Genomic DNA, 15,442 nt, shown 5'->3' on the forward strand with positions numbered 1-15,442 from the left:
ATATTTTTACTGTTCGATATAGTTATGATGTTATAAGCTTTGTGAAGTTGAATATCTTTATGCAACTTTGGATTGGTAGAATGCATCAATATATCTGAAACACCAATTTTATTAACCAAATAAATTCATTATGAACAAGAAACTTTTATGTTTATTAATGTTTGTCTTTTCATTAGGACTGACTTTTACAGCATGTAGTAGCGATGACGATGATCCGGTAAACCTGTCATTGGAAAAAAGTGAAGTGAATGTAGATCAGGGTGCTACTGTAACAGTGAAAATAACTCAGGGTAATGGAGACTACAAAGTAAACTCAGCAAGTGACGCTATCGCGACAGCTTCGGTAAGCGGCGATGTAATTACTTTAACAGGCGTAGCCGCAGGTGAAACTACTATAACAGTTACCGATAAGGATAAAAAAACAACTACTCTTAAAGTTACAGTTGTCGGTCTTGCTGACCAGGTTGCAGGAACATATAGTGGAACACTTTCTGTATTAGGCCAAGATTCTGAAAGTGAAATAACTCTTGAGAAAATCTCAAGTGATAAAGTTAAAGTAAGTCTGAAGAATTTCTCATTTTCTGAGATGGAATTGGGTGATATTATTGTAAGTGATATTCCTCTGACATTAAGTAATGGGAAAGTAATATTAGAAGAAACTTCTACATCTCTAACATTAACAATGATGGGTAATCCGATAGAAGTTGATGTTGCTGTTTCAGGAACTGTCGAAGAAGTATCTATGAACTTGGCTATTGCAGTAACAAAGGTTCCTCTATTAGGAAGCATAGATGTAACTTTCTCAGGTGATAAAAAATAATGACGTCTATTAATTTCTTTATTTAATATACGGAAAGCGGTTTTTGGAAACAAGAGCCGCTTTTTCTATTATATAATACTTACCTTTAGCATGTAAACCAGATTTTATGAAAAGATTCATCCTCTATTCCATACTATCCGTCCTGTTGATTCTGTTGGTTACTTCCTGCGGGACACAAAAAACTCCGGGCGGGCAATTGTATGATCCTAAAGAAGTTGCGGAACTTTCCAAAAAGCTAGGCATCCCTCTCAGCAATACAGATAAGGATGATGACAAGAATATGCCATTATATGCCGAAGTTTCCCAATGGCTTGGTGTGCCATACCGTCATGCGGGATTGTCACGGCGGGGTCTTGACTGCTCAGGATTTGCATTTCTGATGTATCAGAAGGTATATAGAAAGAGGATTCCAAGGTCTACGTCAGACCTGGCGGATATGAAAATGCATAAGGTATCCAAAAATGAACTTAAGACAGGCGATCTCGTTTTCTTTGCCACATCTAAGAATTCAAAGCGGATCAACCATGTCGGGATTTACCTGAAAGATGGAAGTTTTATACATGCATCAACCTCAAAAGGAGTGATTGTAAGCCATCTTGACGAAGGTTACTACAGCCATGCATGGAAAAAAGCGGGCCGGATAAAATAGTTAAAATAGTCCTTAAATAATTATAAAAAAAACGGGAACTTAGTCCTATATTAAGTTGATTTTTTTACTTTTATCCGATTTAAAATTTAACACCCATGCTTGCACAGAAGAAATTTTTGAGAATATCCACCATGCTATTAGTGTTTTCGATGGGATTTATGCCAATAGCAGCGATTACACCAAAGCAATCAAAGACAGGTAAGAAAAAATCAAAGATAAGTGCGGTCACTGCAAAAAAGGTCAAAGTAGAACAATCTGCCCGTAATATAGAAGTTGAAACTACCGATGGTAACATAGTAGCTTTGCCTCAGGTAAAGCAGACACTGGAAGACCATTCTACACTATTCTCTTCATCGGATAACCTGATGGCTGATGCCGGTATTTCAAGATCATTGGACGCTATTCAGAAGCACATGATAGAAATTAAAGAGATGCAGGAACTATCCTCTCAGTTAGGTGTTGCCATAAAGGATGTATCTTTTCTTCCCTTGTACCGGGAAGTGGCCGACTGGTTGGGAACACGCTACAGAAGAGGTGGGATGAGCCGCAAGGCGGTCGATTGTTCAGGGTTTACCAATATTATTTATAAGAATGTATTCGGGCAACAGCTGGACAGGGTGAGCACCACGATAGCTAAAAATGTAAAGGAATCCGTTCTTGATAAAGATGACCTTATTCCCGGTGATATGGTATTCTTTTCTACATTCAACAAGAAATACATCAATCATGTAGGCGTGTATCTGGGAGAAGGGAAATTTATTCATGCATCTATAAAATATGGCGTTATTGTAAGTTCCCTGGCCGAAGGTTATTATAGCAGGACCTGGCGTAAAGGCGGAAGGAATTAATATCCGGCAAATATCAAATACGGGGAGATATCGAAAGGTATCTCCTTTTTTTTTCCTAAGTTTTGAATACTATATCACAGGACTCTCTTCGTTCTAGAAATCAGAGCGAAGGAAGTTTAAAACAAGGCTTTTTCTTATTCCAGTCCCAGAGTCCTAAGGCTCAGATCGATTTCTCTTTCATCACCTGTATGCTTGCCTGCAACATCTGAAAGCTTTACGGCTTTCAGATAATTAGTATCTTTCTTATGTACTTTTACATCTGTGAGTTTTATTACTATATTCAGAGGTTTTACTCCTACATCGTTGGAAAAGAATGTGCCGATACCATATGTGTCGTGCATACGCCCGGCCACATGGCTTTTTATTGCTTTCACCGACTCCAGATTCAGGGAATCACTGAATACAAGCGTTTTTGATATTGGATCGATACGGTTTTTCTCATAAAACTGAATTGCTTTGTCAGCAAATACCAGCGGATCACTACTGTCGTGACGCACGCCGTCGAACAATTTTGCATGTTTGAGGCTGAACGAATCAAAGAACGCATCGGTTGTATAAGTGTCTGTAAGAGCAATACCCAGACTACCGTCATATACATCTACCCATGCTTCCAGTCCTTTGATATTTGCCGAGCGGTATCCATAGATAGCCCCGTGATACATAAACCATTCATGCGGCATAGTACCAATGGGGGTAGTATTGTATTTCATAGCCAGATACACGTTACTTGTACCTTTGAAATATTCTCCCGAATGGGCTTTTAATGTCCCTACCACTTTATCCTGTACCTCAAAGGAGAAACGGCGCCGTGTACCGAATTCCGAATAATCGGCTTCTATTCCGCTCAGCGCTTTAGCTTTTTCCACAGCTTTCCCCTCCACATCTGCGGGCGTAGCTCCGGTCATTTTGAAATATAGCTCGGATATGATAGCTAGCAAAGGAACTTCCCACAAAACAGTACGATACCAATAACCTTCTATAATTACACTGAGGTCTCCTCCTTCTTGTATGATAGTGACCTCTTCGGGCTTATACTTGAATCCTTCGAGAAAGTCGACAAATACCGGATCGAAGAAATAGCATTTAGTCTTTACGAATTTCTTTTCTTCCTGTGTCAGTTTCAGATCGGCCATTGCCGCCACTTCTTCCCGCATTCTTTCGGCAAATCCTTCCGGAAACTGTGTCCTTCCCCGGTTGGTAAATGCATACTTGACATACGCCCACGGATATAGTTTCTGTATGGCAAGCATTACGGAGAATTTATAAAGGTCGTTGTCGGTGAAATGTTTAATTATCATATATCCCGGATTTTTAATGAAATAACAAATATAAGTTTATTTATCTGATTGCGACTAAGGTAAACGCGCTAAAATAGAAACCATTCAATACTTATTACTTTGTAAAAGGTAACACTTATTTCAGTTAACAGTAAACAAAACAAAACGCCAGCCAACTTGTAACTGCCCTAGAGTGAAGTAACCCGTAACTATATCAAAAAAGTTACAAAAGTTACACTTTTCCCACTATTTTTTATCTGTTACTTAAAACTTACTACTTAAAGCTTTTCAAAGAACTGCAAGCTAACGGTTAATGGCTATCAGCTTAAAAATGTATAGATAAACTTTCTGTAAAAAACACATATTTCATATATTCTAAATTGTAACAAGTAAAAAATATGGTTGTTTCCAAACAATAAAGAAGAAATCACATATCTTTGTATAGATACATATAATTTTTTGCCTATGGTGTAAAGTGTAAAAACTGCGCACATTTTAAAATATTGGAAAAAGCGTATAGCTTTTATTCTGGCTTTATGAAACTTCGCAAATTTCAAAAAACCGCCAAGAGTAAAGCGATGACGCTCACGCTTTGGCGTGGGCTTTACTCGTTTATTTGGCGGTTAAGTATTGCGAAGACCTCATAAAGCAGATAATACAGTAATTGTCCACGCTTTTTTTGTGTGCGTATGGAAAAGGATAAAGGACAAAAAGAAATATTAGTAATACATAAACTTTATTAAAAATTAAACCTGAATGAAAAATATCGAAGAATTTGCCGATGAGGTTATATCTAAAAAAAACAAAGTCATAACCGATGAAGTCTTTTTACTTATTCAGAATGATAAGGTGTTGATGCATCAGTATCTCAGGCTTGTTGAAAAACATGGACTTGATTTAGTGAACCGGACAATAGGAATGCTTATCAAAAAGAAGTATGGGTTAGAGAACGACACACAAAGATGTACAAATCCTACGAGTACATTGATTATGAGCCATCAGGAATTTGAATAACAGAAACGCAATTATGAAAACATTGAAAATCATTTTAAGAATCATTTAGTTAATGTTGGCCTCAATCCTGAATTTTATAGGAATAATATCAACTATGATATTTTTTTGTTGTTTATTGATGTATATCGGGATGCAGGAATCAGTATCGGCAATTGATTCTCTTCTAAGCACAAACTGGTCACCTGGCGGTGACAATTTGCTAAACGGAATCATTTTTTATTCAATCCTTTCTCTTGTATGCTTCTTCTTGAAGTATCTCATCCTTGACACATGGAAAGCAGATGACAAGGTACGCATCGTATCAAATAATAAATACGAAACATTTGAACAAAGAAGGATGTAAGAAAAATTTATTTATCATAAGAAAGAAGCCGGTATTGACATAAAATCAGACATCGGCTTCTGTCTTTTACAAAACCTTTGCCGGCATAGATATTTATCCGTGTCCTGAAAATCGAAATCCAAAACCACAACAATTAACGCCTCTCCGCCCAAGTGTATTACTTTTTTTCGAATGTTTGCACAAAGCTAAAGCAGATATAATTATGACAGTTATCACAGAATTGGAATTTAAGCGAAACTTCTCAAAGTATCTGTATATGGCTCATAATGAAAAAGTTATTATAACCAGAGGTAAAAAGAAACTGGAGTTAGGAGTTAAGAAACCATTGATTTCGGAAGAGGATCTGGCTAACGCAATGACAATGGATGAGGCTAAAAAAGCCATTGAACCCCAGATAAGAGAAATGTTTAGGAAGTAGGCGGATGAAAGTATTAATGACGGAAGAAGTCGATGACTATCTTACCGAATTGGTTCAGGTATTATACGATGAAAGCTATTTTGGCTTCGAAGACGCAGCTATTGAATATATTTTTGACTTGTACGACGATATTAAAACTTCCTTGCCCTGAAAACTCAGGAAAAAAGCTCCTCCCTACTTTGATAAATACGGTAGAGACTTATACTACGCCGTTTACAGGAAAAACCGCAACACACAGTGGTATGTATTCTTTCAATACGAAAATGGAATATACCTGATACGTTATATAGGAAATAATCATTCCATATCGCAATACTTGTAAGAGAGAACAAGAATCCCGACTACAGATAAAGGGACGAATTAAGCCGTCCCCTTCTTCTGCTTCACTCTTTTTGTCAGTCTAATTTATGTATTACTAGCCCCGAACGGAGTTTTGGCTCGAACCAGGTTGTTTTCGGCGGCATAATATTTCCGGAATCGGCAATATCCATCAGCTGCTTCATGGTCACAGGATATAAAGCGAGCGCCAGTTTCATTTCACCGCTGTCGACACGTTTTTTCAATTCGCCTAATCCCCTGATACCTCCGACGAAATCTATACGCTTATCCGAACGCAGGTCTTTAATCCCCAGTATCTCGTCCAAAACATATTTTGACGAAATAGTCACATCCAGTACACCGATGGGGTCATTGTCGTCATAAGTACCTTCTTTGGCAGTCAGGCTATAACATTTACCTTCGAGATAGATAGAAAAATTATGCAGGCCGGTAGGAGGCGCTATATCCGCACCTCTTTCTTCCACGATGAAATGCTTATCCAGCTTTTTCAGGAATTCGGCTGCCGATAACCCGTTCAGATCTTTTACCAGACGGTTGTAATCTATTATATTCAACTGGGTATCAGGGAAACAAACTGCCATAAAGAAGTTATATTCTTCATCCCCCTTATGATCCGGGTTCTGTTTTGCTTTTTCCGCGCCTACCAGTGCCGCAGCTGCCGAGCGGTGATGTCCGTCGGCTATGTACAGGTCAGGTATTGCGGCAAACAATTCCGTGATCCGCTGTATATCGTTCTTATCTTTTATCACCCAGAAATGATGGCCGACACCATCGCTTGCCGTAAAATCATATTCGGCGGCAGTTGAAATAATTCTTTTCACTATCCCATCCAGTTCTTTATTGTCAGGATATGCAAAGAATACAGGTTCTATATTGGCGTTATTTATCCGCACATGTTTCATCCGGTCTTCTTCCTTATCCCTGCGTGTCAATTCGTGCTTTTTTATCCTGTTGTTCATGTAATCTTCCACATGGGAGCAAACAACAAGTCCATACTGCGTTTTTCCGTTCATTGTCTGGGCATACACATAGTAGTATTCTTCGGGGTCTTGCACCAGCCAGCCTTTTTCCTGGAATTTATTAAAATTCTCTACGGCACGGTTGTAAACATCCGGATGGTGCTCATCAATTACTGTTTCAAAATCAATTTCAGGCTTAATTATGCGATATAACGATTTCTCATTGCCTTCAGCTTCGAGGCGGGCCTCGAGTGAGCTCAGGACATCATAAGGACGGGAAACGACTTCCTTTACAATACTTTTGGGAGGTCTTACCCCCCTGAACGGTTTAATTACAGCCATGACACTCTGTTTTTTATAATAAGGTTAAACAAAACTTCGAATAAGGTAATGAGTTTTTAATAACGGATACTTTCTTTTTGTCAACTACAAATATATAAAAACAATGAAAGACAAGAGCTGTTTTATCGAATAATTGATTACAAATATGTTGTAAAAAACATTTTGATACAACCTTCAAAATTAAGAAAAGAATAATTCTTTTAAAAGACCTTGTTTTAAGATATAATTACTAATTTTGAGAGCCTTAAGGCTTCTGACCTCTTTATTGTTCTTGGCAGACAAGATAACAATAAACTAGTTGTAATCAGAAAAATATATCATTAAAATATTCACTTTTATTTAAATAGCGCAGAAGAATACTAATTCCTAATTTTTATAACAATGAAGAAATATAATTTTAGTGCAGGTCCTTCAATTCTTCCTCAGCAAACAATAGAGGAAACAGCGAAAGCCATACTGGATTTCAACGGGTCATCATTCTCTTTGATGGAAGTGAGCCACCGTGGGAAAGACTTCCAGGGGGTAATGGACGAAACTGTTGAATTATTTAAAGAACTATTGGAAGTACCCGCAGGTTATTCAGTAATCTTCCTCGGCGGAGGTGCCAGCCTTCAGTTCTGTATGATTCCATACAACCTGCTGGAGAAAAAAGCTGCTTATCTGAATACTGGCACATGGGCCAGCAAAGCATTGAAAGAAGCCAAATTATTCGGTGAAGTAGTAGAAGTGGCAACATCAAAACCTGCTAACTTTACATATATTCCTAAAGATTATGTTATCCCTACCGACGCGGATTATTTCCATGTTACTACCAATAATACAATCTTTGGTACCGAATTGCATAAAGATCTGGATTCTCCGGTTCCATTGGTGGCCGATATGTCTTCCGATATATTTTCCCGTCCTGTAGACATTTCCAAATATGGCTTGATATACGGTGGCGCTCAAAAAAATCTGGCTCCTGCCGGAGTTACATTTGTAATCGTAAAAGACGAATTGCTGGGTAAAGTAACCCGTCCGATACCGACAATGCTGGATTACCGCACACATATTGAGAACGGTTCTATGTTCAATACACCTCCGGTTGTACCTGTCTATGCTGCCATGCAAACATTGAGATGGCTGAAAGCTAATGGAGGTGTACCGGCTATGTACAAACGTAACCAGGAAAAAGCAGCATTGCTTTACAATGAAATTGACCGTAATCCTGTATTTAAAGGGACTTGCGCTATCGAAGACCGTTCACTGATGAACGTATGTTTCGTTCTTACTTCGGAATATGAAGGAAATGAAGCAGCATTCCTTGATTTTGCCAAATCGAAAGGATTGTACGAACTGAAAGGACACCGTTCTGTCGGCGGCTTCCGTGCTTCCATATACAATGCAATGCCGATTGAAGGCGTACAGGCATTAGTGGATGCAATGAAAGAATTTGAAAAACAAATCGCAAAATAATTATTTAATGCGCCGATATGCCAATGTGCCGATGCTTAAAAAGCTAACGGCTGATGGCGAAAGGCTAAAAGCTTTTTTTTAATGAAAGTATTAATAGCAACAGATAAACCTTTTGCAGCGGAAGCAGTAAACGGTATCCGCGATGTAATCGAAAAAGCAGGCTTCGAACTTGTTTTACTTGAAAAATATACTGAGAAGAAACAATTACTGGATGCTGTAGCTAATGTTGATGCGGCAATTATCCGCAGCGATATATTCGATAAAGAAGTATTGGATGCGGCTAAAGATCTGAAAATCGTTGTGCGTGCAGGCGCGGGTTTCGACAATATCGAACTGGATGCTGCCACAGCAAACGACATTTGCGTGATGAACACTCCGGGACAGAATGCAAATGCTGTAGCAGAACTGGCTCTTGGACTGGCTGTATATGCAGTGCGTAACTTCTATAACGGAACATCAGGCACCGAACTTATGGGTAAAAAGCTTGGTATCCACGCATATGGAAATGTAGGGCGCAATGTGGCGCGCGTAGCGAAAGGATTCGGTATGGAAGTGTATGCTTACGACCCGTTCCTGACTGCGGAAGCTATCGAAAAAGAGGGAGTGAAAGCGGTAGCGTCAGCCGAAGATCTATATACTACCTGCCAGTTTGTTTCATTGCATATTCCTGCAACTGCCGAGACTAAGAATTCTATCAATTATGCGCTGTTGAGTAAAATGCCGAAAAATGCATTACTCATCAATACGGCACGTAAGGAAGTTATCAATGAAGCCGAAATCGTTAAGCTGATGGAAGATCGTAAAGACTTCAAATATGTCACCGACATTATGCCGGGCAACCATGCTGAAATGGCGGAGAAATTTGCAGGACGGTATTTCTCCACTCCTAAAAAAATGGGTGCGCAGACTGCCGAAGCTAATACCAATGCAGGTATAGCAGCAGCCAGCCAGATCGTCGATTTCATTAAGAACGGAAATGAACGTTTCAGAGTGAATAAAAAGTAATATGCTAATAAGCTAATATAAAAATAGAAAACTCCGGTAAGTTATTATCGGAGTTTTTTAATTGGCACATCGGCATATTGACACATTATATCATTGCTTACCCTGACATATCGTTACCCATCTTCATCAATCTCACAGGTTTAAACTGAAGAAAATAAAGTACGATACAGACTAAAAGGAAAATACCAAGAATCAACATCCAGCCTGCAATGGTTTTTATACTGACTGTTACCGCTTGTATCTGTATCTTCTGATACAACGCGTTAGTCGCTATCCGTTGTGCATCCTCGAGGCTCCAGCCCTGCGACAATGCAGTATTTACAGATGAGGTAAACTGGCTGCCGGCCAAGGCATTCTGCATATCCACACCTTCTGAAAGGATACTGACATTTTTTTGTTGCAGACGGTACAGCCAGTTTGTAAGCACTGATGCGCCGATTGCCGGAGCAAGAGCCGAACGGGCTGATATCATAAAGAATGCATTATATATAAGCTGTTTAGGTGAGAGTCCGTATATGCCATAAATAGCAAATGCCACAAACAGCACCAACATACCTACACCCCTGAGAAACATCAGCAGATAAAGGTCTTCGTACAAGCCTGCAGGTGTTATCATAAAATACAGGAGCGCCAGTGATATTGTAAAACAGGCAAAGCCCATGAAGATAAGCCAGGCCATACGGATTTCTTTTACAAACCAGTAATAGCATATGATCCCTCCTACCAGAAAGCCCGGAATCATATACAAATACAGTTCATTCATATGCGTACTGTCCAGTCTCAGCACACTGGTAGTATAAGACGATACCAGTATACTGAACGATGCGTAGAACATCAGCACGAAAGAAAGGAGATATACCGTTACCGAATTACGGTTTTTCAGCACGCTCATATCCAGAAAAGGCGTACCGGAAAACTGGCGGCGTAGAAAAAGCCAGCCTGTCAGCGGGATCAGTATTGTTGCTATTATGATACTGGTTGAAGAAAACCAGTCTTTCGTTTTCCCATACGTTGCCACATATACAATAGCCATAAAGCAGACCGACACAAGGAAAAAGCTCAGCCAGTCTATATCCCTTAAAGGAATACGCACCAGCCTGCGGGCAAACGACATACATACAACCACTGCGATAATGGCGACCAGCAACATCAGTATCATGAAATAGTACATATACTGCCAGTTATACAGATAAGCCAGCTCGGCTGTGAGGACTAAAGACAATTGTCCGCATATCAATGTAATAGGATAAAATTTTGCATAGAACTCGTTACGTGTTCCGCTCGGGCTTAATGCCGGCATCAATATGTTGATAGTCTCAATCATCGAAAAAGCCTTAAAATAGCCGATAAAGAAGCTGCAAACGATGATTACTTCTATGTAGTCTGTTTCGGCACATATCAGGCTGAGTAATACCTGAAATAGGAGTACCACAAGAATAATTGTTTTGGCTGTAGCCAGAGGCTTTACCTTCGGTATAACCAGATATGCAACGGCCATGCCGACGGACGATGCATAATAAGCCATGTTGATATCCTCGGATATAACACCAAGATAACTGGATATGTCTATATTACTGCCGGTGTATGCTCCATTGACCAGCAATACAGGAATAAGTATAGTCAGGGCAACAACGACCTTGAGCCAGTCCGGGACCCAGCTTCTGAAAGGACTGATTGTCGTTGTACGTATTACCGGAATTATCATATTAGTTACGAATTACAAGCCGCTTACGCCACTCTTAATTCTTAATTTTTCATTCTTAATTAATTCGTCATTCTTTTATCGCCTCGGTAACCACCATCATTCCCGCACGCAATTTCTGCATGTCTTCAGCCGGTATATTATCAAAATCGATACGGACAGGGATACGCTGCTGTATTTTCACAAAGTTGCCGGCGGAGTTATCGGTCGGCAGCATTGAGTATTTAGCTCCCGTAGCTTCGGATATCGCCGTTATCTTACCTGTGAATGTTTTACCGCTTATAGCGTCAACCTTTATATTTACTTTCTGCCCGATATAAATATTTTCAATCTGTTTTTCGCGGTAGTTCGCTATAATCCATTTATTGTCGTTTTTAATCAGGTTGGTTATTGTCTGTCCGGCCTGAACCAGTTGTCCGGTTTCAAGGGTGCGGCGGCCTACATAACCGCTATACGGAGCAATAATTACAGTATAAGACAGATTTAGTTTAGCCATTGCCAGGTCAGCTTCGCGGCGGAGGATCGTAGCTTCCGCATTCCCCTGTTTTTTTGCGGCTTCGGCAGATGTCGACCTCAGGGATTCTTTCTGCCGGTGCAAAGCATTATAATGAGCGCTTTGAGCATCATATTCACTTTTTATCTGGTCGTACTGTTGCCGGGAAACCGATTCGGCATCCAGCAGATTCTTATAACGTTTCAGGTCTTGCTCTGCTTTCCACAGACGTGCTTTTGCTTCTTCTATGTTTGCATCAGATACGGCCACATTCGTAGAAGTTGTAGCTATATTGGATGAAAGTACAGATGAAGAACTCTTTGCATCCATCAGTGCGGCTTCGGCATCCATCTCTTTTATCTTAAACTCCCTGTCATCTATTATCAATAGGGTATCTCCTGTATTTACCCACTGGTGTTCGGTAAAACGCACTTCTTTTATATAACCCGATACACGTGAGTTGATAGGTGTTATATATTGCTCTATTGTTGCATCGTTTGTTATTTCGTAACGGTAGTAACGGATGAAAAAAGTCACTCCCCATGCGATACCGCCTAATGCCAGTAATATACTGATAATATTAAGTATAATATTGCGTGTGCGTTTCTTTTTCAGTTTACGATAGGCCTCTTTTTCTTCTTTTCTGTCAGCCATGTTTGATTTATCTGTATCCATAATTAAGCAACTGAAAGGATTTAATCATATATTTTATTATTATAACAAACTCTATAGGTTTCCGCTAACTTTTTGTAATTGGTAATAGGTATATATCGCGTTTGTTTTTGCAGCAGTAAGTTGTAACTCCGAATTCAACTGTACTGTATTTGCATCCAGCAGATCGGTCAGTATAGCCAGCTGGTTGAAATACCTGTTTTTTACTATCCGGTAGTTTTCATTCGATTGCTCTACAGATTTTCCCAATGCTTTTATTCTGTCCAGTGCTTCCTGATGTTTTACGAATGCCGATTTCACATCTGTACGGATATTTTGCCTTTGCTGTTCCTGCGCCAGTTCTTGCAGGTGTATCTGGCTTTTTGCCGCGTTGGTGGCATGTTTCCTGTCAAATAATGACGAAATATGATACGACAGATTTAGCGTCACACCCCATGCATTCAGATACAAGTCTTGTGCAGGTGAGACATTCGGAATGGGACGGGCCAGAGTATTGCTTGCCTGTAATGATAATGCAGGTAAATAATCAGCCTTTGTCAGTTTCAGGTTATTGTGTGCTAAAGCAATATTCTTTTCCATAATTTTCATATCCGGATATTGTGCGTAAGCCTGATATATATAGTCGTTTTCCTGCTGTATATCGAGCTTAGATGAGAGCAGATTCTGATCCGGTTCAAGAATTGTATTTTCGTCCATTCCCAGTATAATATCCAGTTGCTGGGAGGTAAGGGTAATATTATTCTCCGTTTCTTTATACGATAATTCATAATTTGTAAGAAGTAGTTGACTACGCAAAACATCGTTTGTGGTAATCATCCCCTCCTCCTTCATTTTCTCAATGTCCCGCAGACGGATCTGAGCTTCTTCAATATTTTTGGCATATACTTCCCGTTCTTTATATAAATTAAATAGATCGAGATATTTACCTATTAACCAGAGTTTCAGCTCCGATTTATCCTTCTGTAAAGACAATTGAGCTATCTCCTTTTCCAATTCGGCTTTCTCTATACTGTTCTTTATCCGCCCACCCTGATATATAGGCTGAGTTGCCGCTACCTGATAATTCTGTTTCCAGTCGGGGGTGTCGGAATGTTTCAGGAATGAAAAGTCTTTATCGAGAATGGTCGGCGTACCCACATAGCCGAACAGGCCGCTGACCGAAATATCGGGCAATCGTTTATTCTTTGCCAAGCCTGCCTTATCTTCCGATATCTGTGTTTTTATCACAGATGATTGTATTGTGATGCTGTTTTGTACTCCGCGTTCAAACAGCTCGTTTACTGTAAGCCTGTATGTATTCTGTGCAGTAAGCGATGATATGTATGTTAATGTAGCCAGTAATATGTATAGTGTTGTTTTCACTTAACTTTCCTTATTAATATCCGTAAATTCCTTCATATATTCTATGCATAGCTGGATATGCCCCTGATTGACATTTTCTTCCAGCTTTGTATATACGTCTTCTATTATCTCCCTGATTTCTGCATGCATTTTTTCCCCTTTAGCCGTTAATACCACAAGTTTGTTGCGTTTGTCGGACGGATCTTCCTCACGTGAGACCAGTCCTCGTTTTTCCATATTCTTTATCAGATAGGAGAGGCTCGATTTGTCCTTATATGTCAGATTTGCCAGTTCCTGTTGGTTTATTTTACTATCAACCCTGTCTAAACACCTCAATATATGCAACATTTCGAATGTTACATCTATATTATGTTCTCGCATTTTCCGATGGATTATCTGACGGTAGAAAGACTGAGTCTGCAATATTGTCTGTACAAATGTTTGCATCATATATCTCTTCAGTTTTTTCGAATGCAAAGATATAACAAAATAATTAGTTGAATGTTTAACTAATATACATTTTTATGCTTATTATAAAAATAATATTGTATAGAGATGTCGGTGATATTTATCGATACAATGTTGAGTTTTAATGTTGGATTTTTTTCTACATAGTTCCTATCCTTAATTATACATTGAGTCTTAGCTCCTCTCTGCCGCGCCCTGCGAGGCTTGTCCTCATTTTTGGCATTGCCCAAAAGTAAGCAAAAGGCTAGCGCTCCGTCCCTTTCTAAGCCGACTGCACCGTGTGGGTGCCCCGCCTGCGTAACTAATGCGCAGAGGCTGACGCACGACAAGGCTGGCGCATATTGGGCTTAATGCGTCAGCCTGCGCCGTTAGCTTCATGGACGGGGTACCCGTAGGATGAAAAGACGAAAAAAACGAAAACGTGTTTGAGCTTATCCGCTGATTCGGGTTATAAAATCTTTCCAGCGAGTTTTTTCGTTTCGTCTTTTTTCCGTTACGGGTCGGCCTTTGAAGCGGGGCGCTAAAGCATTTTTGGTTCCTTTTTTTGCTTAGGAAAAAAGGAACACAAGCAATCTTTGATTGCGCGTAGTAGAAAAAAATCCACATTAAAATCCAACGAATAATAAATACAAAGTAATTCATCAGATTCTTCTTTACATGAAGATTAATCGTTGCTTCATCGAAAAGACACAGAAATGTCTTATCTTTGGGATAATTAATAATAAAACTTTGTGACTGAAAAATCATTTCACAATCTAAAAAAATAATGAATATGAAAAAAAGACTGACAATAGCTCTCGTAGCGCACGACCACCGCAAAGCGGACATGGTAGAATGGTGTTATTACAATTCGGACTTCCTCGCTAAACAACATTTGGTTTGCACAGGAACAACCGGAACTTTGATAAAAGATGCATTCGAAGAGAAAGGAATAGAGGCCGAAATCACCCGGATGAATTCGGGGCCGTTAGGAGGTGATGCGGAGATTGCAGCGATGGTGGTACGCCACGAAATAGATTTGGCGATATTCCTTATCGACGACCTGAATCCGCAACCGCACGAAGCCGATATTATGATGTTGCTACGCCAGTGCCGCGTACATAATGTGCCTATCGCATGTAACCGTTACAGTGCCGACCTGATGATTACCAGTACCTTATGGGATGTAGAGGATTATAAGCCTACACTGCCAAGGTATGAGATATTCGACAGGGCGAAATTTGATACGAATTTCAGAAGAATGAAAGACTGAAAATAATTAAGAATGAAGAATTAATAATTAAGAATAAAACTGCAT

15 protein-coding genes are annotated in these 15,442 nt (G+C 39.6%); 9 read left to right on the top strand and 6 right to left on the bottom strand.

What is annotated here, in order from left to right; genetic code table 11:
• Positions 1-130 precede the first annotated feature (130 nt).
• The 3 genes from ACYQ3L_RS10240 to ACYQ3L_RS10250 all read left to right on the top strand — a co-directional run bounded on the left by ACYQ3L_RS10240 (position 131) and on the right by ACYQ3L_RS10250 (position 2,317).
• A complete protein-coding gene (locus tag ACYQ3L_RS10240) occupies positions 131-820 on the top strand; it encodes a calycin-like domain-containing protein (RefSeq protein ID WP_379995591.1) in 690 nt (229 codons plus the stop codon).
• 106 nt (positions 821-926) lie between these two features.
• Positions 927-1,469, top strand: a complete 543-nt coding sequence (locus ACYQ3L_RS10245; RefSeq protein WP_379995589.1) for a C40 family peptidase — start codon at positions 927-929, stop codon at positions 1,467-1,469.
• Between the two features lie 95 nt (positions 1,470-1,564).
• Positions 1,565-2,317 (top strand): C40 family peptidase, encoded by a 753-nt coding sequence (locus ACYQ3L_RS10250; protein WP_379995587.1) that lies wholly within the window; start codon positions 1,565-1,567, stop codon positions 2,315-2,317.
• Positions 2,318-2,451: 134 nt separating this feature from the next.
• Here the strand turns inward: ACYQ3L_RS10250 and pncB are convergent, their stop codons facing one another.
• Positions 2,452-3,615, bottom strand: a complete 1,164-nt coding sequence (gene pncB, locus ACYQ3L_RS10255; RefSeq protein ID WP_379995585.1) for a nicotinate phosphoribosyltransferase — start codon at positions 3,613-3,615, stop codon at positions 2,452-2,454.
• 735 nt (positions 3,616-4,350) lie between these two features.
• On the opposite strand from pncB, the gene ACYQ3L_RS10260 reads away from it, so the two are divergent.
• From ACYQ3L_RS10260 to ACYQ3L_RS10270, 3 genes are all read left to right on the top strand, one after another.
• Positions 4,351-4,608, top strand: coding sequence for a hypothetical protein (locus ACYQ3L_RS10260; RefSeq protein ID WP_379995583.1), 258 nt, complete (start codon positions 4,351-4,353; stop codon positions 4,606-4,608).
• A 545-nt stretch (positions 4,609-5,153) separates the two neighbouring features.
• Entirely contained in the window at positions 5,154-5,369 is a 216-nt protein-coding gene (locus ACYQ3L_RS10265; RefSeq protein WP_379995581.1) for a hypothetical protein, read from the top strand.
• Between the two features lie 4 nt (positions 5,370-5,373).
• Positions 5,374-5,520 (top strand): hypothetical protein, encoded by a 147-nt coding sequence (locus ACYQ3L_RS10270; RefSeq protein ID WP_379995579.1) that lies wholly within the window; start codon positions 5,374-5,376, stop codon positions 5,518-5,520.
• Between the two features lie 244 nt (positions 5,521-5,764).
• On the opposite strand, the gene ACYQ3L_RS10275 is transcribed toward ACYQ3L_RS10270, so the two are convergent.
• Positions 5,765-7,009: a DUF1015 domain-containing protein gene (locus ACYQ3L_RS10275; RefSeq protein WP_379995577.1), complete on the bottom strand. Its 1,245-nt coding sequence runs from the start codon at positions 7,007-7,009 to the stop codon at positions 5,765-5,767.
• A 381-nt stretch (positions 7,010-7,390) separates the two neighbouring features.
• Between ACYQ3L_RS10275 and serC the strand changes: the two genes are divergently transcribed.
• A complete protein-coding gene (serC, locus tag ACYQ3L_RS10280; RefSeq protein WP_379995574.1) occupies positions 7,391-8,464 on the top strand; it encodes a 3-phosphoserine/phosphohydroxythreonine transaminase in 1,074 nt (357 codons plus the stop codon).
• Between the two features lie 81 nt (positions 8,465-8,545).
• A complete protein-coding gene (locus ACYQ3L_RS10285; RefSeq protein WP_379995572.1) occupies positions 8,546-9,469 on the top strand; it encodes a 3-phosphoglycerate dehydrogenase in 924 nt (307 codons plus the stop codon).
• Positions 9,470-9,566: 97 nt separating this feature from the next.
• Here the strand turns inward: ACYQ3L_RS10285 and ACYQ3L_RS10290 are convergent, their stop codons facing one another.
• The 4 genes from ACYQ3L_RS10290 to ACYQ3L_RS10305 form a co-directional block, all read right to left on the bottom strand.
• Positions 9,567-11,174: an MFS transporter gene (locus tag ACYQ3L_RS10290; RefSeq protein ID WP_379995570.1), complete on the bottom strand. Its 1,608-nt coding sequence runs from the start codon at positions 11,172-11,174 to the stop codon at positions 9,567-9,569.
• Between the two features lie 67 nt (positions 11,175-11,241).
• The gene (locus tag ACYQ3L_RS10295) at positions 11,242-12,339 is read right to left on the bottom strand and encodes an HlyD family secretion protein (RefSeq protein WP_379995568.1); all 1,098 of its coding nucleotides are present in this window, start codon (positions 12,337-12,339) and stop codon (positions 11,242-11,244) included.
• Between the two features lie 51 nt (positions 12,340-12,390).
• Entirely contained in the window at positions 12,391-13,698 is a 1,308-nt protein-coding gene (locus tag ACYQ3L_RS10300; protein ID WP_379995566.1) for a TolC family protein, read from the bottom strand.
• Complete coding sequence (locus ACYQ3L_RS10305; protein WP_379995563.1) at positions 13,699-14,127, bottom strand: MarR family winged helix-turn-helix transcriptional regulator; 429 nt, start codon at positions 14,125-14,127, stop codon at positions 13,699-13,701.
• A 790-nt stretch (positions 14,128-14,917) separates the two neighbouring features.
• Between ACYQ3L_RS10305 and ACYQ3L_RS10310 the strand changes: the two genes are divergently transcribed.
• On the top strand, positions 14,918-15,397 hold the full coding sequence (locus tag ACYQ3L_RS10310) for a methylglyoxal synthase (RefSeq protein WP_379995561.1): 480 nt from the start codon (positions 14,918-14,920) through the stop codon (positions 15,395-15,397).
• Positions 15,398-15,442 lie beyond the last annotated feature (45 nt).

The organism is Dysgonomonas termitidis (assembly GCF_054657735.1).

What these genes read in the sequence shown, in the direction of transcription:
- ACYQ3L_RS10245 (WP_379995589.1), top strand. Translation starts at nt 927, where the DNA reads ATGAAAAGATTCATCCTCTATTCCATACTATCCGTCCTGTTGATTCTG.
- ACYQ3L_RS10240 (WP_379995591.1), top strand. Translation starts at nt 131, where the DNA reads ATGAACAAGAAACTTTTATGTTTATTAATGTTTGTCTTTTCATTAGGA.
- ACYQ3L_RS10310 (WP_379995561.1), top strand. Translation starts at nt 14,918, where the DNA reads ATGAAAAAAAGACTGACAATAGCTCTCGTAGCGCACGACCACCGCAAA.
- serC (WP_379995574.1), top strand. Translation starts at nt 7,391, where the DNA reads ATGAAGAAATATAATTTTAGTGCAGGTCCTTCAATTCTTCCTCAGCAA.
- ACYQ3L_RS10260 (WP_379995583.1), top strand. Translation starts at nt 4,351, where the DNA reads ATGAAAAATATCGAAGAATTTGCCGATGAGGTTATATCTAAAAAAAAC.
- ACYQ3L_RS10290 (WP_379995570.1), bottom strand. Translation starts at nt 11,174, where the DNA reads ATGATAATTCCGGTAATACGTACAACGACAATCAGTCCTTTCAGAAGC.
- ACYQ3L_RS10295 (WP_379995568.1), bottom strand. Translation starts at nt 12,339, where the DNA reads ATGGATACAGATAAATCAAACATGGCTGACAGAAAAGAAGAAAAAGAG.
- ACYQ3L_RS10265 (WP_379995581.1), top strand. Translation starts at nt 5,154, where the DNA reads ATGACAGTTATCACAGAATTGGAATTTAAGCGAAACTTCTCAAAGTAT.
- ACYQ3L_RS10275 (WP_379995577.1), bottom strand. Translation starts at nt 7,009, where the DNA reads ATGGCTGTAATTAAACCGTTCAGGGGGGTAAGACCTCCCAAAAGTATT.
- pncB (WP_379995585.1), bottom strand. Translation starts at nt 3,615, where the DNA reads ATGATAATTAAACATTTCACCGACAACGACCTTTATAAATTCTCCGTA.
- ACYQ3L_RS10250 (WP_379995587.1), top strand. Translation starts at nt 1,565, where the DNA reads ATGCTTGCACAGAAGAAATTTTTGAGAATATCCACCATGCTATTAGTG.
- ACYQ3L_RS10270 (WP_379995579.1), top strand. Translation starts at nt 5,374, where the DNA reads ATGAAAGTATTAATGACGGAAGAAGTCGATGACTATCTTACCGAATTG.
- ACYQ3L_RS10305 (WP_379995563.1), bottom strand. Translation starts at nt 14,127, where the DNA reads ATGATGCAAACATTTGTACAGACAATATTGCAGACTCAGTCTTTCTAC.
- ACYQ3L_RS10285 (WP_379995572.1), top strand. Translation starts at nt 8,546, where the DNA reads ATGAAAGTATTAATAGCAACAGATAAACCTTTTGCAGCGGAAGCAGTA.